Below are 24,916 nucleotides of genomic sequence, written 5' to 3'. Positions count from 1 at the left end.
TTTACGGGAACTAGCCAAAGGGTGCTATATTGCCTGATTACCTACCTGCCGGTTTGTAATACATGGTATATTACAGAGGTAGGGGAGGGCGCTAGAATGAAATTTCTGCTGACGAGAATGAGAAAGCTGTACCGCAATTCCCGCATATCCCAAAAGTTCTTTATGGCCTTTAGCCTGACGATCGCGATTCCTGCCGTGCTGGTATCCTTTCTGTTTATCCGAACGCAGGAAACTCAACTCTACAAGGATGCGATGGCGAGTGGAAGCAGCCATGTGTCCAGGCTGAACGAGCAGCTGCGCAGTCGAATGGATATGATTGAAAACGCTTCCTCTACGGCGTTGACGCAGAAGGCGTTTGTCGATTTTATCCACTCCAATATGCGCAGCGACGGCCTTAGGCTGGTGAAATTCAGACAGAACCAATATGAGCAGATGCACAATATTATTCAAAGCCATGAGATGATTAGTCAGCTCAGCTTTTATGTCGATAATCCGAATTTGCATGAAATTTGGCCGGAAATTTACCATTATGACAACTTTTATCCGCAGGATTATTGGGTCACGCTGCGGGATGAAGGAGGGACGGCATACCGCATCTTTGCTCTACAGGATGGGGAGCATACGCTGTCCTACTACCGGCTCGTTCGCCTTCAGGGGCAGCAGCAGAAACGTCCCAGCATTATGGAGATTCGCGTAGAGCACAGCACATTTTTCAAAGACATGCTGGAGGAGACCGGCGGGAATTTCTTTTCGGTTGTGATGGATGGCAAGGACCCTGCCCGTACGGTATATAATTCTCAGCATGAATTTACCGGCAATGCAGGGGAGGAACTGGGCGATATTCTGGGCAGCATTCACCGGCAGCTGGATGTGCTGGAGCAGGATGACCCCGTTAAGGTCAAGGTAGGGGATCATACCTACTATGCGTTGTACAAGTATATTGCCCCGCTGGACGCTTATGTGGTGGATATAGCTTCTCACCAGGCGCTAATGAAAGGTCCGCGCAACTGGTATGCCTTGGTCGTAGCTATTACCTTGAGCGTGCTATTGCTCATTATGCTGTTCGTCTCGCATACGACCCGGCGCATGTTCCGCAGGCTCGAGAGTATATTGGTTTCTATGCGCAAGGTGCGAAGAGGGCAGCTCGATGCGAAGATCGATACGGGCCTCGATGACAAAGAGAGCGGCGATGAGATTGATGAAGTGGCTGTAAGCTACAACAACATGCTGGATGAAATCAAGCGATTGATGACGCAGGTGGTGGATAAGCAGCTGATTGCCAAGAACGCGCAGCTGCACTCGCTGCATTCTCAGATCAATTCGCACTTTCTGTATAACGCGCTGGAGTCTATCCGTATGCAGGCGGAGGTTCAGCGGCAGCCAGCTATTGCCGATGCCCTGGTCTCGTTAGGCTCGCTGCTTCGATACAGCATGCAGTGGCGCAGCGATACCGTGGCCCTCAGCGAGGAGCTGGCGAACATTCAAAGCTATATTCAATTTATTAACTTCATGGAAGGCGGCAGCATTGAACTGACAGCGGATCTCCCGCCGGAGGTGCTGCGTTACACCATTCCGAAAATGTGCATGCAGCCGATCGTGGAGAATGCCGTTCATCATGCGGCGCCGCGTGGCGGCAGCGTACGGATTGGGATTACCGTCTCCGTGGAGAATGACAGTCGTTTGCTTATCAACATCCGCGATGATGGAGCGGGTGTAGACCCGCAGATGCTGGACAGCTTGCAGGCTGTGCTGCAGGGTGACTCGGATACACCGATTGTGACCAGCAAGAATGGGTTGGGACTTGAGAATGTGCATAAGCGGCTGCAGCTTCATTATGGCAAGGGCTGCGGTCTGTGGATTGAGAGTGTGCAGGGCGCCTATACCTGTGTCACAATTCGTTTGCCTTGGGAAAATGTGAATCTTGGAGGGTGGTAGAGCATGATCAACATGTTGATTGTGGACGATCAGAAGCATATACGCGATGGCCTGCAGGCCATGCTGCGCCAATTTCCTCTGGAGCTTGACACCATCTATTGTGCAGCCAATGGGGTAGAGGCGCTGAGCATCTTGCGCCAGCACAGCATCCAACTGGTGATTACCGACATCATGATGCCGGATATGGATGGGCTGGAGCTGATGGCGCACACCAAAGAGGAACGGATCAAGGTGGAATATCTGATTATTAGCGGCTATAGCGATTTCGCCTATGCCCAGAAGGCGATCGGGCTAGGAGCCAAGGGCTACCTGCTCAAGCCCGTGAAGCGGGAGGATCTGCAGACGGCGGTCGAGCATGTATGGCAAGAGATTAAGACACGGCAGGCGCTCTCGCGCAATATGAAGCATGTCTCTCGCCGCGCCAAGGAAGCGGATCGCAAGGAGCTGTGCATGTATATGCAGGGCGCTGCCAATGACGAGTCGTGGATTATCCAGACCCAGCAGCAAAATCCAGATTTATGGCGCCATTACCGCCTGTGCTTGCTGCGTGAGGAGCTGCGGATCAACCAGCCGGGAGCCATCAGTGCTCATAGCATGGAATCCATTGCCTACCGCGTCTATGGCAGACGGGGCTGTATATGCCTGCAGCACGGCCCGCATCTGATCCTCGCGGTTGCTGCGGATGTAGATACGGGGGCGTTGCCCACCGCGCTCAAGGCCGCACAGATTGATGCCACTACGGTCATGACCGGCCCGCAGAAAGGGCTAAAGGAGCTTCCGGGTAGCTACACGCAAGTACAGGAGCTGTACCGCCATAGCTATTTGTTCCCCGATAAACGATGTATTCTGCCCTCGCATGTGGATCGGCTGGAACAGCAGTGGCAGCTTCCTTATGAGGACATATATGCGCTGTTCCAGCTAATAGGCACCAAGAACAGCGGCAAAATCGCCCAAGGCATCTCCTCGATGTTCCACAAAGATATCCTGCAGCGTTATCATATCCGCTACACGCAGCAGCTCTGTCGAGCCATGGTAGAGATGCTGGAGGAGTATGAGCGTGTTATTCGTCCCTATATGGGGGAGGAAGCGCTGGATATCGACTGCTTGCGCAATCTATTCGATTATCCAGGCATCCGCGATTACATCCAGGCGCTGCAGCAGCAGCTGCTGCGGCTGAATCAGTTCTATTATGAATTCAAGTGCAGCTACCGCAACTCGCAGGACTTGAATGAGGCGATACGATTCATCCATGAGAGCTATCACAAGCCGCTGGATCTGGCGATGGTCTCCAATCACGTATCGTTGAATTACGCTTACTTCTCCAACCTGTTCAAGAAAAATATAGGCAAGGGCTTCGCGGAATACTTGCGTGATGTACGCCTGGATAAAGCCCGGCGGCTGCTGGCGGAGACGGAGCACAAGATCGTCGAAGTGGCGGCCATGGTAGGCTATGAAAGCTATAAGAGCTTTACGAGGGCTTTCCGGGATGTCATGAACATGCAGCCCACCGAGTATAGGGTGCTCATGCGGCGGAAGTATGAGAGAGAAGGAAAATACCAAGATACAGCGCTATGAGCCAACCATAGCGCTGTAATCTAAAATATTGGGTCATAACAAAAACAATTGTACCTTTTCAGGGGATCGCGAAATTCGTTAGAATAAAGATATTCTCCTATGTAAGCGGTTTCCTTGAGATAGACGCAGACGTATCCGTATCATCGGACACAGGAGCCGAAGGCCGAAGAGAGCGAAGAAACGGGCAGGAAAGCTTGAGGCTCTATGGTCTTACAGAAGGTATAACAGCGACTTATACATGAGCTAGCCATGTATTCGGAGCGGGAGTACTTTATCTGTGCAAGCGGACCATGCAGCGCGTCGATCGCTCGGGCTTCATATGGGAGTAACATCTATATGCAGAAGGGGTCGTCAATGAACGGCGATGACCAGTGAAGCATGGATAGACGGGGAGCCATCTGGTCATTAGGGCATAGCTGCGCTTAATGAGATAGTTCCCAACACCCAAGAAATGACATATTTATGCTTTTTAATTAATATTATCCTGTTAATCGTGACAAATCACAAACATCTATATATTAAAGGAGGACAAGTGTAATGCAATATTACCCGATGGAGAATAGATTGAAGCACAGAGTACTGAGTATGTTCTTAGTCATCGCTATGATCGCCAGCGTGGGCTTATTGCCGCCATCCAAGGTCCAGGCGGCAGGAACCGCTGTTACTTCCATGACTTACTTCTCCCCACAAGACGGACCTGTTATCTCCCAATCCGGGGTTGGGCAAGCCAGCTACGGGTTCGTGATGCCGATCTTCAATGGAGGCTCGGCTACTTGGAATGATGTGTCCAGCGATGTAGGCGTAAATGTGAAAGTAGGCGGCAATTGGGTCGACATCGACAGTGTAGGCGGCTATGTCTACAACCAGAACTGGGGGCACTGGAGCGACGGCGGCATGAATGGCTACTGGTTCACCCTCTCCGCTACAACCGAGATTCAGCTGTACTCCAAAGCCAATCCAGGGGTGACGCTTGCCTACACCCTGCAATTCCAGAACATTAACAAAACAACCATTACTTCTATGACTCCTACGCAAGGACCGCAGCTTACAGCAAGCTTTACAGGCGGAGCAGGCTTCACTTATCCTACCTTCAATAATAATGCGGCCATCCCTTATGCAGCCGTAGCGGATGATTTGAAGGTATACGTCAAGCCAGTAAGCAGCAGCACATGGATTGATATTGAGAATAACGCAGCCAGCGGCTGGATCTACGACAACAACTTCGGTCAATTCACTGAAGGCGGCGGCGGCTACTGGTTCACCGTTACGGAATCCATTAATGTGAAGCTGGAATCCAAAACCTCTTCGGCCAACGTCATATATACGATCAACTTTAATGTGCCGGTCAGAAATTCATATACCATAACTCCGTATGACGGAACAACCTACACCGCAGATCAGAGCGGCGTCATCGGCATACCGCTGCCTAAGATTGACGGTGGGGCGGCAATCGGCACAGAGCTTGGTAACTTCGTCTATCAGATTAATGTGGGCGGACAATGGGTAGATATGGCGAACTCCAGTCAAAGCGGATTTGCCTACTCCCCGAATGGCTACAACAATATGTCTGATGCCAACCAATGGGGTTACTGGGCCGATTATATCTACGGTCTGTGGTTCCAGCCTATCCAAGTAGACATGCAGATCCGTATCGGCTATCCGCTGAACGGGCAGTCCGGCGGCAATGTAGGCAACAACTACGTCTACTACACCTTCATTGGCAACCCGAACGCCCCGCGACCGGATGTCACCGACCATGATGATATTGAAATCGGAACGCCAACCGATTCGGCGATCGATGGCTTGAACCTGATCTGGAATGATGAGTTCGCCGGTACGCAGCTTGATACGAGCAAATGGAATTATGAAACAGGCTATTACATCAATGACGACCCTAACAGCTGGGGCTGGGGCAATGCGGAGCTGGCGCACTATACAGACAGTGCACAGAACGTATTTGTCCAAGACGGAAAGCTGAATCTCAGGGCCTTGAACGATCCGAAAAACTTCCCGCAGGATCCTAGCCGCTATGCGCAATACTCCTCCGGCAAGCTGAATACGAAGGATAACTTCTCCTTCCAGTACGGCAGAGTGGATATTCGCGCGAAGCTGCCTACAGGCAATGGCGTCTGGCCAGCCCTGTGGATGCTTCCGGAAGATGCCGCTTACGGCGCATGGGCCGCATCCGGTGAGATCGATATTATGGAAGCAAAGGGACGTCTGCCTGGCACGACCAGCGGTGCGCTGCACTTCGGCGGACAATGGCCGGTGAACCGCTATATAGCAGGCGAGTATCACTTCCCTGAAGGCCAAACGTTCGAAAATGATTTCCATGTCTATTCCATGGTATGGGAAGAGGACAACTTCAAGTGGTATGTCGACGGCAAGTTTTTCTTCAAAGTAACGAGAGACCAATGGTATTCCGTGGCAGCGCCGAATAATCCGAACGCTCCGTTCGATCAGCCGTTCTACCTGATTATGAACTTGGCAATCGGCGGTTACTTTGACGGACTTCTGAGCCCGGACCCTGAGGATATCCCGGCAACGATGCAGGTCGATTATGTTCGTGTGTACAAAGAAGGCGACAGCGAGAATCCAGGGAATGTATCCGTTACTGGCGTAACGCTGAATCAGACAGCCGCACAAGTGGAAGTAGGTCAGGACGTACAGCTGAATGCTGCGGTAGCGCCATCCAACGCCACGAATAAGCAGGTATCGTGGACAGTGTCCAACTCGAGTGTAGCTTCCGTGAATCAGAGCGGCAAGGTGACGGGACTCGCTCCGGGTACAGCCACCGTTACGGTGACCACCGCAGACGGCAATAAGACGGCTGTAAGCACCATTACGGTTGTGCCTGCGGCATCTACTGTTATCGTCATTGGCGACGCGGTACGCGGGCTCAAGAAAATCGGTAACGACTTGCAGTTTTACGTGAATGGCGCCACCTTTGCCGACTTGCACTATAAGATCAATAACGGCGGGCAGCTTAACGTAGCGATGACTTCTACAGGCAACGGCAACTATACCTACGCGGTCAATAACCTGCAGCAAGGGGATACCGTGGAGTATTCCTTCACCTATAATCCGGGGCAAGGAGCATTGGATACCACATGGTTCACGTATATCCATGGGGTAACGCAAGGCACGCCTGAGTAAGCGATGTGCTTGGTTTGGAGCATAACAGAGTAATGCCATAGATAGGCGAGGGGAAGCAAGATTTCCCCTCGCCTATCTTGTTATATCGCCTTAACGTCATATAGGTTCTTGGCATTATGGGCATAGGCTTCCTTTGCGGTCAAGCTAGTCCCTATTGGCTAAACTTAGCAGTTCCAGCAACTTAAGGCGTGCGGTATCCGTACATAGAATAAAAGCAGAGTGCAAAGGAGGAAAATGATGTATTTGGTGTCACAGCCAGGGCCGCTATCATCGGCTCAGATCGAAGCAATAGAGCTGAATTCAGCCATCTCTTTTCCGCCAGGATATCTTCGGTTTCTGAAGCGGTTTGGTGCAGGGACGTATAGGGGCTGGATGAATGTCTACACACCGGATAACGAGGTGCTTCGTCCGTTCCCGGAATATGAACTATGGGAGCATGATGCGGACAGCCCGATTACACAAGAGCAGATTGGCGAGTGCATCGCAATAGGCCATACCGCAGATGGCGACTTTCTGGCGGTGCATCCGCAGACGAAGCAGCTGCTTTGGCTGCCCCGGCATGCAGAGCGTATTGAGAGTATGGCTGTGCAGGTACAGGAGCCGGTGAATGACGAGACATACGCTAAATCATTGGATGCCATCTATCGCCAAGTATACGGATGTGGCCAGCGGGAGGCGGCCTATTATGAACCGTGGACGGAGACACGGAATCATCGTTTTTTGCGTCTGCTGCCGGGCACGAATGGACTGACGCTGCAGGGGCTGTCGGGCATGTTCCGGGAGGTTTTTCCACCTGATTTGGTCGTCGAAAACGAATATACCTGTCTATTGTTCTATCAGGAATTAGGCGGCTATATTCGGTTTAATTATGCCTACGGGCAAGAGGTGGCTGTTATATATGAAGAGGATGCTGCGCAAGCATTCGTTACGATGGAGCAATGGTTGTTGTCGCAAGGATGCATAGGGTAACTTCAGCGAGACAGGCAAATCATTCGGTCTACTAAGGGAGATGGGATAGTGGACATAACCTTTGGCTTGGATACATATGGCACATGCGTAGGCCAATTAATAGACGAGCTGTCGCCGCTCACCGAATTGGCGAAGGCGTGGAGGTTTCCTTATCATATCGCCTTTATGTGGCGTGTATTGCCGGAAAGCTACGGCCGCAAGACATTCCGGCGAATGGATAGCCGGGATCAAACGTTAACGCTGGACATGAGCATCCCTTATGAGAAGTATCTGCGAATGTCCAAAAACGAGCAGCGAGAGGCTTTAGGAATTGAACTCTATTCCTATTTGGCGGAGTCGATTGCGAAGTACAAGAAGTATGCGGGTACGGAAGACCAGCAGCAATTATTGGCGAAGGTGAGAAGATGGATGCTGGAGAACAATTGGCTGGAGGGGAAGATCGGGCAGGCGAGAGAGCTTCTTGCGCAAGATATGGGGCTTTACGAGGTGAGTCAGCAATTGCACATGCCTCTGGAGGAAGTGGAGTATATCCTGATTCGTATGAGTGGTTATGAGCAGACTGACGAACATCCTGACAACATCGTTGCAGGAAAAGCGACGCCTTATCATTTGTAAGAGCAAGGGGAGTGGGCTAGTCATGACGAGATTAACCGCGCTCGCGAGCTGTTTGAATGGATGGCAAATAAAACGTAATGGTCAAATGACAGGGAGGGTTACTCGATGAATCAGGCACTCATGGAGAGGCTAACAACCTTTCTTCATCGTGAGGATAATAGCACCTTAGCAGGCACTCCTGCGAGCCAGGAGGAAGTGGATTATGCAGAGCAGCGGCTGGGAGTAAGCTTTCATGAGGATTATGTGCAATTTATCCGCACGTTCGGAGGGGCGTATGCAGGCATTGCGGTGCATGCGTTCTCTAACGGCTCCAGCATCGGAAGGGAGACGGTTACCGATATGACGCTGGAGTTCCGCGAGCAATGCAAGGAACTGCCTTGTGCGGAGGTTCTGCAAAAGAGCTATGTCATCTCGATGGATGGCTCTGGCGATCCGATATTCATCAATCCGGCAGGAGAAGTGCTCATTAGCTATCACGACACCGGGGAACTGAAGGTACTAGCGAGCTCATTCGAGGAGCTCATACAAGACAACTTTTATGAATGGTGAGCAGGTACATATAGGGCGATTGATGGACTTATCGGAATGGAGTTGTGTTCATGAGCAGGCTAGTCATTATTACAGTAGGGAAAACCCATAGCGGGAAAACGACCTTTGCCAAGGCGTTAGAGCAACAGCTTCAGGACGCACTTGTCATTGATCAAGATAACCATGCCGAATTCATTAATACCTATTATCAAAGTCTCCTGCCCAAACAAGGCCCCAATAGAATCAAGTTTGCCATGACCCAGACTATTGTAGAGTACGCCATTCATCAAACCGGTCTTCATCTGATTCTGTGCAATTCCAATCGGAATCGCAAGGATCGGTTAAAGCTGCTCTCCAAGTTTCATAACGAAGAGTTCATCAGCATTTTGGTCCACTTTGATCTTGCAGATGATATCATTCAAGCGCGAGTCGCTAATAGCACTCGGAGCACAGCCATATTTAGGAGTGCTTCCTCGTTTGAAGAGGTCCTTCTTCGGCAACAAGCAGAATCGGTTAACGATGCTGATCACACACCTCAAGCAGATGAGGCGAATTATTTATTTGTTGTAAAAGAACCCTATGACGTTCAGTCGGTCATTCAACGTATAGTAGCGATTTCTCGCAAGGAATAGGGTTCATCGAACAAAGCCACGGCTAAGCAATAGTTAACCCGAAAAAGCCATCCTCTATAGGATGGCTTAAATGTTCTATTGAGTTTCAATAATCATTTACGCTCTAGTAGCCTCAAACACATACGTCTGGCTCGCATGGGCGGGCGCTTTCCCGTATTCAAAATCAGCAGATATGACCACATTCGAGAAGCCGATGCTTTCCAAAACAAGCTTGAATTCTTCAATCCCGTACCAGCGGAGGCCAAAGCGCTGCAACTCCGTCTGAATCAAGGCCCCGTCGCGCCACTTCTCATATCGGAGGTGCGAGACCTTGTATTGATGGAGCAGGTCCGCTTCTACGAGCTTCTCCTCCAGCGTAATGCTGTCGCCATTCGGCAAGTGGAAGGTCGATGTTGGTCCAACCTTGCCAATTTCGAAATTAGCGTCAGGCAGGAAGAGATCCAGAATGAGTCGTCCGCCCGGCTCAAGATGCTCATATAGGCGCTTCAATACTTGGATGGATTCCTCGCGCTTCTCAATAAGCAAGAAGGAACCCGCCGGGATAATGATCGCCTCATATCGCTCGGGCAGGGACAACTCTTGAAGGTCCGCCTCGTACAGATTGGCGACGAGCCCTCTTTCCTCGAAGCGCCTACGGCAAGAAGCCAGCATTTCCGGAGAATAGTCCACGCCATCTACTAGAAGCCCAGCTTCAAGCAGCGGGATGATCACACGCCCGGACCCGACCATCGCCTCTAGAATTCGTCCTTTGCAAGGCTTCAGTCTGTCGCGGTAGTAGTCAAGTTCTCTTCCAAAAGATTGACCGACCTTTTTCGTTAAGTCATAGACCTCTGTACATAGCTCACCATAATGACTAAAAGACATATTGTTTTCCCTCCGTTATCTGAATGTAGGACGGATGGGGATTGGTTGAAATTATCCCTTCCGCACCTTATGAATGGACATCGCGGATGTAAGGACTGTCATATAAATCACACACCTTCTTGTAAAATTAACCCTAGTATAGGCTTCTATTTAGAAATAGAACAAGGTTACAAAACGATTTAAACCAAACTTTCGGATAAATTGATGGAAAAGCTACACCATCATGGAAGAATGAATGAACGGATTTCCGTTCACCATTCTTTTTTTGTTTCTGTTGAATACCCAACATCTGTTAAGTTTATATCGTATAATAGACATAATGTTAGCCTTTATATGAATGTCTTAGAAGAATAGGACTAGGAGAGAAGACTTCTTGCCACATGATTCATTAAGATACCCATTTAAGAAAGCACGTATTATGATCATACTGCTGGTAGTACTAGCTGCTGCATCCGGCTTACGGCTGTTATGGATGGAGTGGTTCCATCTGCAAAAACAGGTATCCATTCAAAATGGGCAGTTGGACTTGCGTGATTGGCATGCAGAGAATGGAGACATTCTCTTGCTTGATGGGGTATGGGAATTCTATCCCTCGCAATGGTTGATGAATGGCAACCGGCAGCAAGCAACAGGAGAGCGTGATCCGGCGCTCCTTCAAGTCCCGGGAGGATGGAACAACGCGCTGAATGCGGAGCGCCCGACTCCATACGGCTATGGCTCTTATCGTCTGCTTCTTTACGTAGACCCTGCGAAGGACCAGAACTACAGTGTTCGAGTGCCGAGCGTGCGAACTTCATCCGAGTTATATGTCAACGGTAGACTTCTGGCCGGAACGGGACGTATTGCTGACGCGGAGCATGATTATATAGCGAAAAATCTTCCTTACTCCACGACGTTTACAGCCGATGAGAATGGTGTCATCGAGCTTATCATTCAAGCGGCTAATTATGTAGACAGCCGCAATAGTGGCATTGCGCGGTCGATTAAATTTGGCTCGGAGGAAGCAATCGCCAAGGAGATGAAAATCTCTGTTTCCATGCAGCTTCTGGTCACTGTGATCTTTCTCATGCATTCGGCCTACGCGTTTATCTTATTTTTACTCGGCAATAAGGAGAAGAAGCTCCTTTACTTCTCTTTGCTGACCTTATGTATCTCATTTGCCAATTTGCTAAGTAACGACGAGAAGCTATTTCACCAATTGTTTTATATCGGCACCACCTGGGATTTCCGGCTGGCGAATTGTGCCTTAATGCTGGGCATCTATGCTTTGCTGCAATGCACGAATCATCGCGAGATTCGGTATTGGCGCCGTATGTACCCCTTCGTGATGGCCATGATTTTAGGGTCTGCCGGCATTACGTTGTTCTTGCAGCCCGATCAGATTATTCAGCTGTTCCCGGTTTATATGCTAGGTGGAGCTATAGCCATTATCATTACGATCATGGCCATCTTCAAAACCGTTGTGAAGGATATTGGGAGCAACTTGCTGCTGCTTGTTTCCTTTCTTATGCTGGTGCATCATTTTGCATGGTCGTTATTTTGGCGGGATAGCGGCCTTAGTCTGGTATACTATCCGTTCGATCAGATCTTTGCGATGGGATGCCTGGCTTCTGTCTGGTTTAAGCAGTACTTCAGTATGCATGCTCATACAAAAGAAATAGCATCAACCTTGCAGCGAATGAATGACCACAAGGATCAATTCCTGGCCAACACCTCGCATGAGTTTCGCAATCCGCTCCACAGCATTCTGAACATGTCTCAGACTGTCTTGAACAGGGAACGGCATTTGATGCAGGCCCGGAGTGTGAAGGAACTGGAAACGGTGCTGACTGTAGGGCGCAGGCTTACATTGATCCTGAATGATTTGGTAGATGTGATGAGCTTGCGCGAGGGCAATCCGCGACTGCAGAAGACATCCGTCTCCATTCAGTCTATCGTAACCGGCGTGCTGGATATGCTGCACTATAATGCAGAGGTGAAGCCGATTAACATCACGAATGGAATACCGGTAGATTTCCCTCCTGTCTATGCAGACGAAAACAGGGTCATTCAAATCATCTTCAATCTGCTGCATAATGCCGTGAAGTATACGAATGAAGGAAGTATTGTCATTCAGGCTGCCGTCAAGAACGGAAGAGCGTATATCCGAATTACGGATACAGGAATCGGCATGGATGAAGAGATGCTGAAGCGTCTCTTCCGTCCCTATGAGCAAGCGGGTAGAGGCGAGACCATGATTGAGGGCGGCTTTGGCTTAGGCTTAAGCATCTGCAAGCAACTGGTTGAGCTTCATGGAGGAATGTTGGATGTGTCCTCTGTAGCAGGGGAAGGCTCCACCTTTACCTTTTCGTTAGAGCTTGCCGAGTTCAGCGCTAAGGATGAGGTCGCGGCTGCTAGCTCATTGGAGCCGATCAATAGGCCATCGCTGCCGATGGAAGACGTATTAATTCCTTCGAAGAAAGCAACTGCGCTGCCTCCAACCCATGTAATAGAGGGGAATCGCGACCGTCCGCGCCTGCTCATTGTGGATGATGATCCTGTCAATCTTCAAGTGCTGGAAGCGATCCTGCCTCCGGACGAATATGACACAACGATGGTTACAAGCGGCAAAGAAGCGTTGGCTGTACTGAATCAGAAGGAATGGGATCTGGTCATCTCGGATATCATGATGCCGCAGATGTCCGGTTACGAGCTGACACGAATCCTTCGCGGACGATTCTCCCTTACGGAGCTGCCCATTCTGCTCGTCACGGCACGAAGCCAGCCGGAGGATATTCGCGGCGGTTTTATGGCGGGGGCGAATGATTATGTAACCAAGCCTGTGGAGGCGATAGAGTTAAAGTCGCGGATTGAGGCCTTAATTACGATCAAACGATTTGTTCGGGAGCAGCAGCGATTGGAGGCGGCATGGCTACAAGCGCAAATCCAGCCTCATTTTTTATTCAATGCACTAAACGCTGTAACGGCCTTAAGTAACATTAATTTGGATAAGATGCGTACCTTGCTTGATGAGTTTAGCAATTATTTGAGAAATAAATTTAGATTTACCAATATGGATGGACTTGTTCCGATTGAGGAGGAGCTAAGTCTGGTGAACTCCTATCTATACATTGAACAGGTTCGATTCGATGAAAGGCTGCAGGTGATGTGGGAGATAGAGGAGGATTGCGAGGAATTGAAGGTTCCATTTCTGTCAATCCAGCCTCTGGTGGAGAACGCGATCATGCATGGCGTGATGAAGCGCAGTCGAGGCGGCAAGATCGTTATCAGGATTGCTGTCCATGAATCGCATGCGGAGATCACCGTTGAAGACGATGGAGTCGGAATGACCGAAGCACAATTGGAACTTATATTCGAAAGGACGGCGAACGGCAGGACAGGTGTCGGATTGATCAATACGGACCAGCGATTAAAGCGGCATTTTGGAACCGGACTGCATATTAGCAGTGCCGTAGGTCAAGGAACCAAGATAACCTTTCAGGTTCGAAATAAGTAGCATGGATCGGAGGAAGCGGTGATATGGTGATTGTGCGATTGGCTGGACAAGAAGACGTCGATCAGCTTGTTCGAATGCGGTGGGAGTTCTCGGAAGAGGATAAGCAAAGCGGAGCCCGATATGAGGAGTTTCACACTGTGTGCAGCTCGTTTTTGACGAGAGCGATCGGTGGCGGGGATTGGCACCGAGATTCATAGCGCAATGGAGCAATGGGCCAAAGAGCAAGCGGTTGAGTTTCTTGTGTTGTGGCCTAGCAGCAACAGTACCGAGTTCTATGCAAGGAACGGTTTTGCGTTATGTGAAGAAGCTATGGAGAAGCACTGGTGAGCAATCATAGCTCTTCATTTGATGTATGCGCCGCATGATGCAGTCGCGGATCAACTGCCCGCCACGATTGGGGATGCCTTGAAGGATTATAACTCCATTATTCTCATATCTGGGAGTGGTTCGCCGTATGGTCCGATCCACGAAGAGCTGTTCCAAATGGCCAAGACAGGTGCGCAGCCTGGTTCCCCGGCGGTGCTCCTTGCAGTAGTGGAGTATGAGGGCTGGTAAGGAGTCGCAGTCTACTGTTTGAATCTCTACCGGCTTCAACTGCTCAGGTTTTATACGTTCTTGCTCACGCCGTACCACCTCAGCGCCTTTCTCTCCAATTCTTTCACAAAGGCATCCTTGCCGTTCATATAAGCCTCAATGTTCTGCGGGAAACGGACAGCGAGGCTTTCTTTTAATTCTCCATATCGTTGCGCCTCATAAGAATGTGCCCGAAGATCTGTTGAATCCGACGAGACTCCTCGTTATATTCACGTACCCAACCCTCGCTGTACGTCGTAACCACAACATGCATCTTCATTACCTCCTTTAGTCAATCCAATAGACGTTCGTTCTCTCTCCACTATACGGCTCATGCCGGACCTATGGGCAATTGATTTTTTCAAATAAACCCTGAAACCTTTTTTCGTTTATACCGCGTTTAATTAGTCAAAAATAGCCGGATGCTAAAAAAAGTTTGGGCGCGATGAAAAATATAAGCCTCCTCAGTTGTATTAAAAGTGAAAGGAGGTGCTGAGGTGTACAATTCATATGAGCTCAATGAATCTGTACGGCGGGCCTTGGATCTATATTCGCAAAGCATGATCAAGATTGCTTTTACGTATTTGAAGAATATAGCGGACGCGGAGGAAGTGGCGCAGGATGTATTCCTGACCTACTTGCAGAAGCGCCCCGTCTTTGAAAACAGTGAACACGAAAAAGCATGGTTGATTCGAACAACCATTAATAAAAGCAAAAATATGCTGAAAACCGGATGGTTCAAAAGCAGGAATCCTGTTCCCGAACACTTAAGCTACCTCCCGAAGGAAGAAAACGAGGTTCTACAGGCCGTGCTGGCTTTGGACAAGAAGTATCGAATTCCGATTCATCTGCACTATTATGAGGGATATTCTATCCAGGAAATTGCAGCTATTATGCGGACCAAGTCGGCAACGGTTGGAACATGGCTTGCAAGAGGACGCCTTATCTTAAAAGAAAAGATTGGAGGCCTGGAGGATGAAGAAATCAGTTTATAAATCTGCAATGTCCCGTGTGAAAACTAGCGAGGATTTTCAAGAAGCAACGTACCGGAAGCTGATGAACGAAATGGATAAAACTACACCATCAACTAGAAACGATCAAAAGGAGCGGGTTAGAATGAATACAGCGAAAAAAAGAACGATTACAGGTTGGACGGTTGGAATTGCAGCATGTGCAGTATTGTCGGTTAGTCTGATTGCGACGAATCAGCAGGCGCCTAATCTGCCAACTCAGCCCCCAACGACGATTACACAGCCTCCAATCTCGGGCAAAGTAGCTGTTAATATCGATGGCGTGATTACAGAAGTGAGCGCGGACGGCAAAAGCTTCAAGGTCGGAGATCTCTGGGTTCAAGTGACAGATCAAACCAAGCTGGGCAGCAACGAGCCAACGGCGACAGCGCCTTCCGAAGAGCTGCTGCAGAAGGAATTCAAAGTTGGCAACGTTGTCTCGGGCTTTACCTCCCAAGATGTGAGCAGCGGCAAAGTAACGGCGGACGTCATCTACAACAACATGGCTCCGGCGAAGGAAGAAGCCAGCGCACCGCCGATTACGGGCAAAGCTATGGTGAACATTGACGGACAGATTACAGAAGTAAGCGCGGACGGCAAGAGCTTTAAGGTAGGCGATCTGTGGGTAACGGTAACGCCTGACACGATGCTAGGCATCTCCGGCCCGACTGCCGCCGAGCCATCCGAAGAGCTGCTGGGGAAGGAATTCAAAATCGGCAATTTCGTATCCGGTTATACATCGGAGGACCTCAGCACGGGCAAAGTGAATGCCACACGCATCTACAACAACATGTCTCCGCAACAATAAGACATAGATTACATTGTACCTCCATTAATAACGTGCAAAAACGGCAAGAGCATTTTCCCTTATGGGACGGTGGTCTTGTCGTTTTTTTTATACCACTCAAGCTTGCCGCTATCTGGAATCGAAGAGAAGCAATCAAGGAATCCTAAAGCAGAGGTGACCATGATGAAAGAAGAAATGACAGATCGTGATCAGGCGATTCAAAAGGTTCGAGAACTGATTAAAGGGATCGATACGGCCATGCTGACGACGATCTCCAGCGAGGGGCTTGTGTCCCGTCCCATGAAGACACAAGAAATCGAGTTTGACGGAGATCTATGGTTCGTGACAATGAAGGATACGGGCAAATTCGATGAAATACGGGACAATCCTAGCGTGAATGTCTCGTATGCGGGACAATCCTATGTATCGATCAGGGGCAGTGCCGAATGTGTTGAGGACTTGCAGAAAAAGAAGGAATATTGGAATAAAGCCTATGAGAAGCTGCTTCACGCTTCCTATGATGATCCGAATGTCGTCCTTATTAAGGTGAATGCGGAGACTGCTGAGTATTGGGAGAGCGGCAGCGTGATCAAGTCGGTGAAGCTGCTTCTGCATCAGCTGACGGGAGCGGGAGGGGACAGCAAGCTGAATGAGACGGTTCAGTTGAAGTAGCTGGCACTTGGTCAGATTCAGGCGGCGGCGATACGGCTCAGCAATAGCTGATTCCATATATCCCGTCGCGCCAGAAGCCTGCTATCCACTCCAATTGTGGGTAGCAGGTTTTTTTGTGATTCTTCAATTTTGAAAAAGTCCTTGAAAGTGACGTTGCGTCATTTTGTATAATCAACTCAACGCATCATAGCCGCATACTGAACACGCAAAGAATAACCGTTTAAGGGCGGGGTCAGCTAGAAGATGTAAAGGAGATGATTTTCATGAAATCGGGAGACATTATCATTTATGCTTGCGTCATTGTTGGTGCCGGGATCGGCCTTATGCTCGATCAGGCACTCCCCGGCGTGCTGATTGGATTAGGCTTAGGGTACCTGATTAAGTATGCTATAGATAACAAAACGGAAAATTAGGTTTCTACAGCCGGAGGTGTCGAATACTTGATTCATATTAAGGATGTCGCCAAACAAACAAAGATCACAGTTAGAACACTTCGTTATTACGACCAGATCGGTCTGCTTTCAGCCCCGTCCAAGACAGAGGGGGGACATCGCCTTTATTCCGAGGAGGAGCTGAAGAAGCTGCAATATATTCATTTTTTCAAGCGTATGGGCTATAAATTGCAAGAGATTAAAGACATGCTGTCAGACCCTGACTGGGATTGGTCGGCAGGGTTGAAGAGCCAGCTGTCCTTTATCCTTGAGGAGCAGAAGAGACTAAGGAGCATGGAGTTGTCCCTCCGTGAGCTGATTAACGGAATTGCAGTGGAGGGCGGGAATGAGTCGCTGGCGATCCAGAAGCTGATCCAGCTGTCGAATCAACATCAGAAGGGCTTGCCAGCCTTAAAGGAGCGCCAATTGAACGTGAATGAACAGGATCTCTGGGCCAAGCTCCCCAAGATGAACGGAGAAGACCCGGATTCGCTGGAGTGGATTGCCCTGCTGGGCCAAATCAAACGATTGGTCAAGGATGATCCGTCTTCATCGAAGGTGCAGAACATCATACGGCGCATGGCAGAAAAGCAGGCGGAGCAATTCGGCGATAAAGATGAGTTCGTCAATGAACTGTGGGACATCAGGAAGTCTCCTAAGCAATCGGAGAAGCACGGGCTTTATCCGATCGAAAAGGAGGTTCTCGACTTTATGGAAAAAGCCTTCGAGGTCTATCTCTCCACCTCTAGTGAGGATTCTGTAAAAAGGGAGGAGCATGATGAGTAATGAGCTTCTGATTACGGTTGGCGGCTTGGCCATATTAGATACGCTAAGTCCAGCAGCCTTGGGCGTGACGGTTTATTTGCTCCTTACGGAAAAAGAACGGTTAAGCTCGCGCCTCATGATTTATTTGGCAACAGTGGCTGCCTTTTATTTTTCAGTTGGCGTTGCATTAATGCTGGGGCTCGATGCTTTGCTTCCGGCTGTGTCAACCATTTTGGAAAACCGGATGGTTAGCTGGGGATTGTTCATCATAGGCGCCATATTGTTCATAGCCAGCTTTTATTATCCGAAAAGCAAAAAGAAGAGTGTGCCCAGACCAAAGTCAAAAAGCATGGCGGCCATGATTGCGCTGGGGTTCACAACATCTTTGATCGAGGTAGGGACAGCCTTTCCGTATTTTGCTGCGATCGGGTTGATGACGACCCATCACTTGCCGATATTTCAATGGCTGCCGATGCTGGCAGGATACAATGTGATTATGGTTTTGCCGCCGCTCGTCGTGTTCGCCTTGCATGTTTTACTAGGAAGAGTGATGCAGAGGCCGCTAGAGAAGCTTCAAGCCTATATCTCCAAGCATTCAGGATCGGCAATCTCTTGGATCATGTGTATCGTCGGATTAATCCTTATCTTTAATACCTTGGACTATCTTTAACGCGCGAAGTCCGGCGCCTATAACGTCATTACCCAAGACCAAAGCCAAAACCCCAGCATATAATGAGGGCAAAGCTTTGGTTTTTTGTTCAATCAGGCGGCAGAGGAAGCTTTCTCCCTTCTTAACAGCAACAGGGTCGCAGCACTAAAATTTAACGGCTTTCAAATACCATCTAACTATCATATAATAGTATATATATTAAATTCACAATATTTCGTTGTTCGGCTGAATCGTTCATTTAGAAAAGGTGCGTGACTGAGTCGCACCCTGCTTTGCTATGTACAAGAGCGGGAAGACTTACATCTTTTCTTTAAATATTAGTGTGTAAGGGCGGTAAAAATGGGTGACAAACAAACCAAATCAGACGTTATCTTAATCGGTGCTGGAATCATGAGTGCGACATTGGGAGCATTGCTGAAGGAACTGGTCCCGGGCTGGAAAATCACGGTGTTCGAGAAGCTGCCAAGCGCAGGCGAAGAAAGCTCGAATGAGTGGAATAATGCTGGAACCGGGCATGCGGCTCTGTGTGAGCTGAACTACACGTCCGAGAAGAAGGACGGATCTGTAGACATTAGCAAAGCGATTCAGATCAATGAGCAATTTCAGGTTTCCATGCAGTTCTGGTCTCATCTTGTTAATAGCAATCTGCTGCGCAACCCCCAGGACTTTATTATGTCCTTGCCGCATATGAGTTTAGTCCAAGGTGAGAAGAATGTGTCGTTCTTGAAGAAGCGCTATGAAGCGATGTCTGCTAATCCATTGTTCAAAGGAATGGAATATTCCGAAGATCCGAAGAAGCTGATGGAGTGGATTCCGCTCATTATGCAGAATCGTGATGCGAACGAAGCGATTGCGGCTACCAAAATCGACACGGGTACGGACGTGAACTTTGGTGCTTTAACGCGCATGATGTTTGACTACTTGAAGGGCCAGAACGTGGATATCAAGTACAAACACAGTGTAAACAATATGAAACGTACCAGCGATGGCGCTTGGGATTTGAAAGTGCGGAATGAAGCTACGGGTACGGTCGAACATCATACAGCCAAATTCGTGTTCATCGGCGGCGGCGGCGGCAGTCTTCACCTGCTGCAAAAATCGGGCATCCCTGAAGGCAAGCGTATGGGCGGTTTCCCGGTAAGCGGTATATTCATGGTATGCAAGAACCCGGATGTTGTCGCGCAGCATCATGCCAAAGTATACGGCAAAGCGAAAGTCGGCGCTCCTCCGATGTCGGTGCCGCATCTGGACACCCGATTTATCGATAATAAGAAATCGCTGCTCTTCGGTCCGTTTGCCGGCTTCTCGCCGAAGTTTCTGAAGACAGGTTCCATGTTCGATCTCATTACCTCGGTCAAACCGAATAATCTCTTCACGATGCTGGCAGCAGGCGCTAAAAACATGTCGCTGACCAAATATTTAATCGAGCAAGTGCTGTTGTCGAAGGAAAAACGTATGGAAGAGCTGCGCGAGTTTATTCCTGACGCCAAAATCGAGGATTGGGATTTGGTCGTCGCGGGTCAACGCGTACAGGTTATCAAAGATACCGAAGCTGGCGGCAAAGGCACGCTTCAATTCGGTACGGAAGTTGTCAGCGCAGCTGATGGTTCAATCGCCGCTTTGCTAGGCGCTTCACCGGGCGCATCGACAGCGGTCTCCGTTATGCTTGAAGTATTGAACAGATGCTTCCCGCAGCATATCAAGGAATGGGAGCCGAAGATCAAAGCTATGATTCCTTCTTACGGAGAATCTTTATTGAAGAACCCTGCACTGCTTGAGGAAGTTCATGCGACGACGGCACAGACGCTTCGCTTAAGCCGTGAACTGCAACCGGTCTAATTCATGTAATCTATGGGGCGGCTGTCCGAAGGACGGGAAGGTTGTACGGCAGCTTTCTCAGAAAAACAGACAGACCTTAGACAAAACGCGGCTTCTATGATAAGGTATCTTTAATCCATAGGCATTCCACTCTTTCCTGAGTGGAGTGCCTTCGCGCGTATTAAGGGGTTTTTACATTAAATGTATAGCTCAATTGGATGCGGGCAGGGTTAGGGGAGGTGATGCTATGTTTCTCTTTGTATCCCCGACAGGGGAGGGTTCAGCGATTAGGCAATTTACGCTAAATTCATGAAGAGGAGCGAATTTATTATGACAAAAAGCTTACTAGCGGAAAAACGTACTCATATGAACACATCGGCGCTTCGAAATCTGCGTCACTCGGGCCGTATTCCCGGCATCGTATTCGGCAGGAACAAAAGGAATGAGATGGTTCATATTTCAGCCATAGAATTTCAGAGATGGCTCAGGCAAGACGGATCGGGCATTATTCAGTTGCAGCTTGAGGGAGACATGAAGTTGCCGGTATTATTAGAGGATCTTCAGCGTCATCCGGTCACACAGGATGTTATCCATATCGACTTCCAGCATGTGCAGTCGAATGAGAGTGTGCGCACTAAGGTTGCCGTTAAATTTACGGGCACAGCAGTGGGCACCAAGTCTGGAGGCGTCGTACAAATCCATAAAGAATTTATCGAGGTGGAAACGTTGCCTCAGCACTTGCCGAATGTCATTGAACTTGATATTAGCGGCATGGACATTGGCGAGTCTCTGTACATTCGAGATGTCGAGTTTGCCGCGGAAGTAACGGTTCTCTCGGGGGAGAATGACTTCCTCGTATCCGTCGCCAAGCCTTAAGCTTGAATCAAAAAAATAGCTTTCCTCTCCATGGTTATGAAGGGGAAAGCTATTTGTATTGTGTTCAACTATATACGAAAGGATTCAATGATGACAGAGTTAGGCCCTTTTTTCCTCGCATGTTCAATGATTTCAATGGAATCCTCAATGAATTGGCGTATGTTTCCCATGTCTCGTTGCGCCAGCAAGAGCTTTGACAAGTAAGAGAGGAACAGACGAGAGCGGAAGGGGGGCTAGTGTTGGATAAAAATAAGCTGGCGAAAAATTTAGTTATAGCCGTCATTGTAATTGCGGCAGTAATCATCGTCAGACGTTATTGGCTGCCGGATGGCATTATAGGGTTCCTGTTTGAGGATAACAACAAATAGCGAATCAGCTCTTTCAGATAAAGACCCGCAGTAAGCACTTCCTGTGCTCTCTGCGGGTCTGCGCATTATGATGGCAGGTAGGCTCCGACAACCTCATAGCGCCGTTCCTGGCCGATCATCATATACTTGACTTCAATAACGCTGCCCTTCTGAAACGAAGGAATCGAGATAATCGGAATAACGGCCTTCACTTCGGTATGAACAACCTCACCATCCGGCTTGGTCACTTCCAGATGGAGCAGTACCTCCGGCTGATTGTCGACCTGTGCATTGGTTTGCTGAATGGACTGAATGACGGCTTGGGCTGTTGTGCCTTCCTCAAGAATCATTTTCTTCTGTTTGCTGTGTTGGCTGTTGGAGCGTAACTGCTTAACGATAAGCACAATGATCACGGTTGTTGAAATCAAAGACATAATGGCTAAAGCTGTAATAAAAATAATCATGGTCTTCACCTCTCTGATCATAAGGAATGAGCAAATGGGGGCCCGCTTGCTTTAATTATAAGGTGAAATCATCCAGGATGGTAATTATTTTCATATTTATTCTAATGCCACCCTTAATGCGAGAACTAAATAAGCCTGCGCAATTCGTTTATGAAGGATGGAATTAACGCTTTGTAATACTTCCGCCCTGTTCGGAGCGTGGCGGTTATGTGAAGATGGAGACATCAAGGCGAGCAGCCCCGGCTGCTGGTTTTGGCCTTCAGGCTACCGCGGATCCTTCCTTCTATTATTCCATTAAAGGTGAACTAGGGGCGCAGCTTTCCTGAAGAAGTACTCATGAGAGGAGGCAACCAGGCTATTATATTCCTTCCTTCTAAACCAACTTCCAATGATTAGGGATATAGCTTTCCTGGTAGTCCTTATGAACATCCATACCATTTATTTGCGAAGAGCAAACAAGTTGATTGTGAACCGGGGGGAGAATTGCTGCAGCCTGCCCCCTGCTTACCTGGCGACAGCGCTGAACAATATTGAACAGCTGGGCTATACGTTCTCGCCTGCATTAATGCAAGCTGTACGCATCTTGCCTGTTCGGCAGTTCGAGGAGCTTTATGTTCAATTGCTGGCCGAACTGAAGGTGTTGACAGGCGCCCATGTAACGTATAAACCGATGTATCCTGACTTTCCGAACCAAGTGATGGCGGTTTATGAGGCAGAGCTGTATTTGAACGCAATCTATCACGATTACACCTTGGACGTTCCCGAATACGAGGCATCCAAGAGAACTCCATTATTGGATATAACGAAATTGAAAATGATTGATCTGGGAAGCGAAGCCGAATTCTACGTCATGATGTCCAGGCTGATGCAGGCGAATACATCAATCTCCGAGACCGACAAGGCGGATATTGAGGCGGTAATTGAAATCGCGGAGCAGCATAAGTTGAGTGAACTATTACCTGAGCACATCCCGTTTAAGGAGAATGTGGGCTTCATTACAGGCGCACTGCTGAAGCATGACAAAGCGGATACAGCGTTAATCGGGCGATACGTTAAGAGCGCAACCGATGTTCTTCGTCTGGCTGTTGCTTGGTCGGGAGGCGATGTCAGTCTCGCAGAGACTGCACGCTTCCGCAAATTCAAGCGTTCCGAGAGACGGCTGCTGCTTGGGCTGCTGGAGCAATGCTACCCCATAACGGAGGAGATGTTGAAGTACAAGCAACGCTGGATTCGGCTTGGTGAAATTTTACATCCTTCGGAATATAAGGAGCGCTATTCGCGCTGCCAAGAAGCCTTCGATATTTTGCGCAACAATAAACCCTTTACGACCTTTCGCGGAAGCGTCGAGCTGGCTCTGCAATATCGGGATGTATGGACGTCGATCGATCTTTTGATGCAGCGTCCCGGTGAGTTTGCCAGACGACTGGATCATCTGCTGCGAATAAGTGATGACGATCGGGAATATGTTGCAGCGGCTTTCGGCGAGATTGCGAAGCAAGCAGCTACGCCCGTTCTGCTGCAAGTGAAAACGCACTTCACACACCGTCATGAGCGGATCGAGCTGCGGACTTTCTTTCCAAAAGGAAATGCAGCCAAGGCGGTTGCGATTCCGCATCAGCTACCTGGCATAGACCGTGGGCTGTGCGAGGGAATTGTGCAAATCTGTGACCAAGTGCTCGTCGAGCGCTTCTCGTCGCTGCCGCCGCTGGGGAAGACCTATATTGATCGGCGATTGGCGAATTGTCTGGTTCCGTTCTCCCAGCGGTCGGCAAGCAAGGCATTGCGTACCATTGTCCGGGGAAGCCGTCTGGCGATGCCGGAGGGAGATACGATCCGTTTCTTCAGCTGGTGGAAGGAAGGGGACGTGAGCGGCAAGCCTACCGGTCGTGTGGATATCGATTTGTCCGCTGTCATGTATGACACGAATTGGAGGTATATGGAGCATATCTCGTATACGAATCTAAGATCCGCCAGCATGCGTGCAGTGCACAGCGGCGATATTGTAGCGGCACCGCACGGCGCGTGCGAGTTCATCGATTTGCATATCCCCTCGATCGTCGAACAGGGCGGCCGTTATGTCATCGCTACGCTTCAGTCCTATACAGACCAGCCTTATTGTGACTTGCCAGAGTGCTTCGTAGGCTGGATGATGCGCAAAAAGCCTGGTTCGGGCGAGATATTTGAGCCTTCTACGGTGGCGGACAAAATCGATGTGACGGCTAATACCAGGATTGCGATTCCTGTTATTTTGGATCTGGTGACACGTACAGTGGTGTGGACGGATTTGTCCCTAACGAGACATCCCGGCTACCATAACAATGTGGAAGGGAACCGAAACGGTATCGTCATCATGGGCCAGGCGATGTGTACATTGCGGAAGCCTAATCTGCATGACTTGTTCACGCTCCATGCGATAGCAAGGGGAGAACTGGTCGGGAATGTGAATGAGGCTGATGCGGTATTCTCAATGGATAAAGGCGTTACGCCGTTTGCAGTGGAAGAGATTATGGCGGAATATCTGGCCTGATCCAAAAAAACTCCTGCTGCTCGTGAAGCACTAGGGAATTCGCTCCATAAAGGTTCGTCATAAATTGGAGAGCAGCAACCTTTCACGCTGCTTTGTAACAGACAAGAACTGCATCCTGCGGGCTGGCACGAAACCATCCCTGCAGGTGCAGTTCTATTCGGTTCAGCCAGCAATGACCGATCCAATCGGGTTATACAGTCGGTATT

The 24,916-nt window shown here is 49.2% G+C and carries 22 protein-coding genes and 1 pseudogene; 20 read left to right on the top strand and 3 right to left on the bottom strand.

Annotated features, from left to right (window positions below; all coding sequences use genetic code 11):
- Nucleotides 1-96 precede the first annotated feature (96 nt).
- The 7 genes from D3P07_RS19650 (at nt 97) to D3P07_RS19620 (ending at nt 9,410) form a co-directional block, all read left to right on the top strand.
- On the top strand, nt 97-1,935 hold the full coding sequence (locus D3P07_RS19650) for a sensor histidine kinase (protein ID WP_119801949.1): 1,839 nt from the start codon (nt 97-99) through the stop codon (nt 1,933-1,935).
- A gap of 3 nt (nt 1,936-1,938) precedes the next feature.
- A complete protein-coding gene (locus D3P07_RS19645; RefSeq protein ID WP_119801948.1) occupies nt 1,939-3,510 on the top strand; it encodes a response regulator in 1,572 nt (523 codons plus the stop codon).
- A 537-nt stretch (nt 3,511-4,047) separates the two neighbouring features.
- Nucleotides 4,048-6,666 carry a family 16 glycosylhydrolase gene (locus tag D3P07_RS19640; protein WP_119801947.1) on the top strand — a complete coding sequence of 873 codons (2,619 nt, stop codon included), beginning with the start codon at nt 4,048-4,050 and terminating at the stop codon, nt 6,664-6,666.
- A gap of 234 nt (nt 6,667-6,900) precedes the next feature.
- Nucleotides 6,901-7,635: an SMI1/KNR4 family protein gene (locus tag D3P07_RS19635; protein WP_310732563.1), complete on the top strand. Its 735-nt coding sequence runs from the start codon at nt 6,901-6,903 to the stop codon at nt 7,633-7,635.
- A gap of 48 nt (nt 7,636-7,683) precedes the next feature.
- The gene (locus tag D3P07_RS19630) at nt 7,684-8,250 is read left to right on the top strand and encodes a hypothetical protein (protein ID WP_119801945.1); all 567 of its coding nucleotides are present in this window, start codon (nt 7,684-7,686) and stop codon (nt 8,248-8,250) included.
- Between the two features lie 105 nt (nt 8,251-8,355).
- A complete protein-coding gene (locus D3P07_RS19625) occupies nt 8,356-8,799 on the top strand; it encodes an SMI1/KNR4 family protein (RefSeq protein ID WP_119801944.1) in 444 nt (147 codons plus the stop codon).
- Nucleotides 8,800-8,849: 50 nt separating this feature from the next.
- Nucleotides 8,850-9,410, top strand: a complete 561-nt coding sequence (locus tag D3P07_RS19620) for an AAA family ATPase (protein ID WP_119801943.1) — start codon at nt 8,850-8,852, stop codon at nt 9,408-9,410.
- 96 nt (nt 9,411-9,506) lie between these two features.
- Here D3P07_RS19620 and D3P07_RS19615 read toward each other — a convergent pair whose 3' ends face one another.
- Nucleotides 9,507-10,274 (bottom strand): class I SAM-dependent methyltransferase, encoded by a 768-nt coding sequence (locus D3P07_RS19615; protein WP_119801942.1) that lies wholly within the window; start codon nt 10,272-10,274, stop codon nt 9,507-9,509.
- A gap of 418 nt (nt 10,275-10,692) precedes the next feature.
- Here D3P07_RS19615 and D3P07_RS19610 point away from each other — a divergent pair, with 418 nt between their 5' ends.
- The 3 genes from D3P07_RS19610 to D3P07_RS19600 all read left to right on the top strand — a co-directional run bounded on the left by D3P07_RS19610 (nt 10,693) and on the right by D3P07_RS19600 (nt 14,325).
- Nucleotides 10,693-13,770: an ATP-binding response regulator gene (locus D3P07_RS19610; RefSeq protein WP_182914416.1), complete on the top strand. Its 3,078-nt coding sequence runs from the start codon at nt 10,693-10,695 to the stop codon at nt 13,768-13,770.
- Between the two features lie 23 nt (nt 13,771-13,793).
- Nucleotides 13,794-13,967 (top strand): hypothetical protein, encoded by a 174-nt coding sequence (locus D3P07_RS27645; RefSeq protein ID WP_259391600.1) that lies wholly within the window; start codon nt 13,794-13,796, stop codon nt 13,965-13,967.
- Between the two features lie 151 nt (nt 13,968-14,118).
- A complete protein-coding gene (locus D3P07_RS19600) occupies nt 14,119-14,325 on the top strand; it encodes a hypothetical protein (RefSeq protein WP_119801940.1) in 207 nt (68 codons plus the stop codon).
- 50 nt (nt 14,326-14,375) lie between these two features.
- Here the strand turns inward: D3P07_RS19600 and D3P07_RS27810 are convergent.
- Nucleotides 14,376-14,480: pseudogene (locus tag D3P07_RS27810) on the bottom strand (hypothetical protein); the annotation flags it as partial.
- A 360-nt stretch (nt 14,481-14,840) separates the two neighbouring features.
- On the opposite strand from D3P07_RS27810, the gene D3P07_RS19590 reads away from it, so the two are divergent.
- From D3P07_RS19590 to D3P07_RS27640, 9 genes are all read left to right on the top strand, one after another.
- On the top strand, nt 14,841-15,338 hold the full coding sequence (locus tag D3P07_RS19590; protein ID WP_119801939.1) for an RNA polymerase sigma factor: 498 nt from the start codon (nt 14,841-14,843) through the stop codon (nt 15,336-15,338).
- A complete protein-coding gene (locus tag D3P07_RS19585; protein ID WP_119801938.1) occupies nt 15,319-16,161 on the top strand; it encodes a DUF5666 domain-containing protein in 843 nt (280 codons plus the stop codon). Before D3P07_RS19590 ends, D3P07_RS19585 begins: the two co-directional genes overlap by 20 nt.
- 162 nt (nt 16,162-16,323) lie before the next feature.
- Nucleotides 16,324-16,812, top strand: a complete 489-nt coding sequence (locus D3P07_RS19580) for a pyridoxamine 5'-phosphate oxidase family protein (RefSeq protein ID WP_397334611.1) — start codon at nt 16,324-16,326, stop codon at nt 16,810-16,812.
- A gap of 263 nt (nt 16,813-17,075) precedes the next feature.
- Nucleotides 17,076-17,225: a hypothetical protein gene (locus D3P07_RS27175; protein ID WP_182914415.1), complete on the top strand. Its 150-nt coding sequence runs from the start codon at nt 17,076-17,078 to the stop codon at nt 17,223-17,225.
- A 27-nt stretch (nt 17,226-17,252) separates the two neighbouring features.
- A complete protein-coding gene (locus D3P07_RS19575; RefSeq protein WP_119801936.1) occupies nt 17,253-18,029 on the top strand; it encodes a MerR family transcriptional regulator in 777 nt (258 codons plus the stop codon).
- Nucleotides 18,022-18,678, top strand: coding sequence for a GAP family protein (locus tag D3P07_RS19570; protein ID WP_119801935.1), 657 nt, complete (start codon nt 18,022-18,024; stop codon nt 18,676-18,678). Before D3P07_RS19575 ends, D3P07_RS19570 begins: the two co-directional genes overlap by 8 nt.
- A gap of 339 nt (nt 18,679-19,017) precedes the next feature.
- The gene (locus D3P07_RS19565; RefSeq protein WP_119801934.1) at nt 19,018-20,517 is read left to right on the top strand and encodes a malate:quinone oxidoreductase; all 1,500 of its coding nucleotides are present in this window, start codon (nt 19,018-19,020) and stop codon (nt 20,515-20,517) included.
- A 309-nt stretch (nt 20,518-20,826) separates the two neighbouring features.
- Nucleotides 20,827-21,372: a 50S ribosomal protein L25 gene (locus D3P07_RS19560; RefSeq protein ID WP_119802047.1), complete on the top strand. Its 546-nt coding sequence runs from the start codon at nt 20,827-20,829 to the stop codon at nt 21,370-21,372.
- Nucleotides 21,373-21,608: 236 nt separating this feature from the next.
- On the top strand, nt 21,609-21,740 hold the full coding sequence (locus tag D3P07_RS27640; RefSeq protein WP_259391599.1) for a hypothetical protein: 132 nt from the start codon (nt 21,609-21,611) through the stop codon (nt 21,738-21,740).
- Nucleotides 21,741-21,805: 65 nt separating this feature from the next.
- On the opposite strand, the gene D3P07_RS19555 is transcribed toward D3P07_RS27640, so the two are convergent.
- Nucleotides 21,806-22,183 carry a hypothetical protein gene (locus tag D3P07_RS19555; protein WP_119801933.1) on the bottom strand — a complete coding sequence of 126 codons (378 nt, stop codon included), beginning with the start codon at nt 22,181-22,183 and terminating at the stop codon, nt 21,806-21,808.
- A 421-nt stretch (nt 22,184-22,604) separates the two neighbouring features.
- Between D3P07_RS19555 and D3P07_RS19550 the strand changes: the two genes are divergently transcribed.
- Entirely contained in the window at nt 22,605-24,710 is a 2,106-nt protein-coding gene (locus D3P07_RS19550) for a TerD family protein (protein WP_119801932.1), read from the top strand.
- Nucleotides 24,711-24,916: the final 206 nt, after the last annotated feature.

Source organism: Paenibacillus sp. 1011MAR3C5, from assembly GCF_003591485.1.
Taxonomy (GTDB): domain Bacteria; phylum Bacillota; class Bacilli; order Paenibacillales; family Paenibacillaceae; genus Pristimantibacillus.
Note: the sequence above shows the minus strand (reverse complement) of the source record. Positions and strands in the feature narration are given on the sequence as shown.

Excerpts from the sequence above, each read along its gene's own strand:
- D3P07_RS19650 (WP_119801949.1), top strand. The coding sequence starts at position 97 with ATGAAATTTCTGCTGACGAGAATGAGAAAGCTGTACCGCAATTCCCGC.
- D3P07_RS19645 (WP_119801948.1), top strand. The coding sequence starts at position 1,939 with ATGATCAACATGTTGATTGTGGACGATCAGAAGCATATACGCGATGGC.
- D3P07_RS19640 (WP_119801947.1), top strand. The coding sequence starts at position 4,048 with ATGCAATATTACCCGATGGAGAATAGATTGAAGCACAGAGTACTGAGT.
- D3P07_RS19635 (WP_310732563.1), top strand. The coding sequence starts at position 6,901 with ATGATGTATTTGGTGTCACAGCCAGGGCCGCTATCATCGGCTCAGATC.
- D3P07_RS19625 (WP_119801944.1), top strand. The coding sequence starts at position 8,356 with ATGAATCAGGCACTCATGGAGAGGCTAACAACCTTTCTTCATCGTGAG.
- D3P07_RS19620 (WP_119801943.1), top strand. The coding sequence starts at position 8,850 with ATGAGCAGGCTAGTCATTATTACAGTAGGGAAAACCCATAGCGGGAAA.
- D3P07_RS19615 (WP_119801942.1), bottom strand. The coding sequence starts at position 10,274 with ATGTCTTTTAGTCATTATGGTGAGCTATGTACAGAGGTCTATGACTTA.
- D3P07_RS19610 (WP_182914416.1), top strand. The coding sequence starts at position 10,693 with ATGATCATACTGCTGGTAGTACTAGCTGCTGCATCCGGCTTACGGCTG.
- D3P07_RS27645 (WP_259391600.1), top strand. The coding sequence starts at position 13,794 with ATGGTGATTGTGCGATTGGCTGGACAAGAAGACGTCGATCAGCTTGTT.
- D3P07_RS19600 (WP_119801940.1), top strand. The coding sequence starts at position 14,119 with ATGTATGCGCCGCATGATGCAGTCGCGGATCAACTGCCCGCCACGATT.
- D3P07_RS19585 (WP_119801938.1), top strand. The coding sequence starts at position 15,319 with ATGAAGAAATCAGTTTATAAATCTGCAATGTCCCGTGTGAAAACTAGC.
- D3P07_RS19580 (WP_397334611.1), top strand. The coding sequence starts at position 16,324 with ATGAAAGAAGAAATGACAGATCGTGATCAGGCGATTCAAAAGGTTCGA.
- D3P07_RS27175 (WP_182914415.1), top strand. The coding sequence starts at position 17,076 with ATGAAATCGGGAGACATTATCATTTATGCTTGCGTCATTGTTGGTGCC.
- D3P07_RS19570 (WP_119801935.1), top strand. The coding sequence starts at position 18,022 with ATGAGTAATGAGCTTCTGATTACGGTTGGCGGCTTGGCCATATTAGAT.
- D3P07_RS19565 (WP_119801934.1), top strand. The coding sequence starts at position 19,018 with ATGGGTGACAAACAAACCAAATCAGACGTTATCTTAATCGGTGCTGGA.
- D3P07_RS19560 (WP_119802047.1), top strand. The coding sequence starts at position 20,827 with ATGACAAAAAGCTTACTAGCGGAAAAACGTACTCATATGAACACATCG.
- D3P07_RS19555 (WP_119801933.1), bottom strand. The coding sequence starts at position 22,183 with ATGATTATTTTTATTACAGCTTTAGCCATTATGTCTTTGATTTCAACA.
- D3P07_RS19550 (WP_119801932.1), top strand. The coding sequence starts at position 22,605 with ATGAACATCCATACCATTTATTTGCGAAGAGCAAACAAGTTGATTGTG.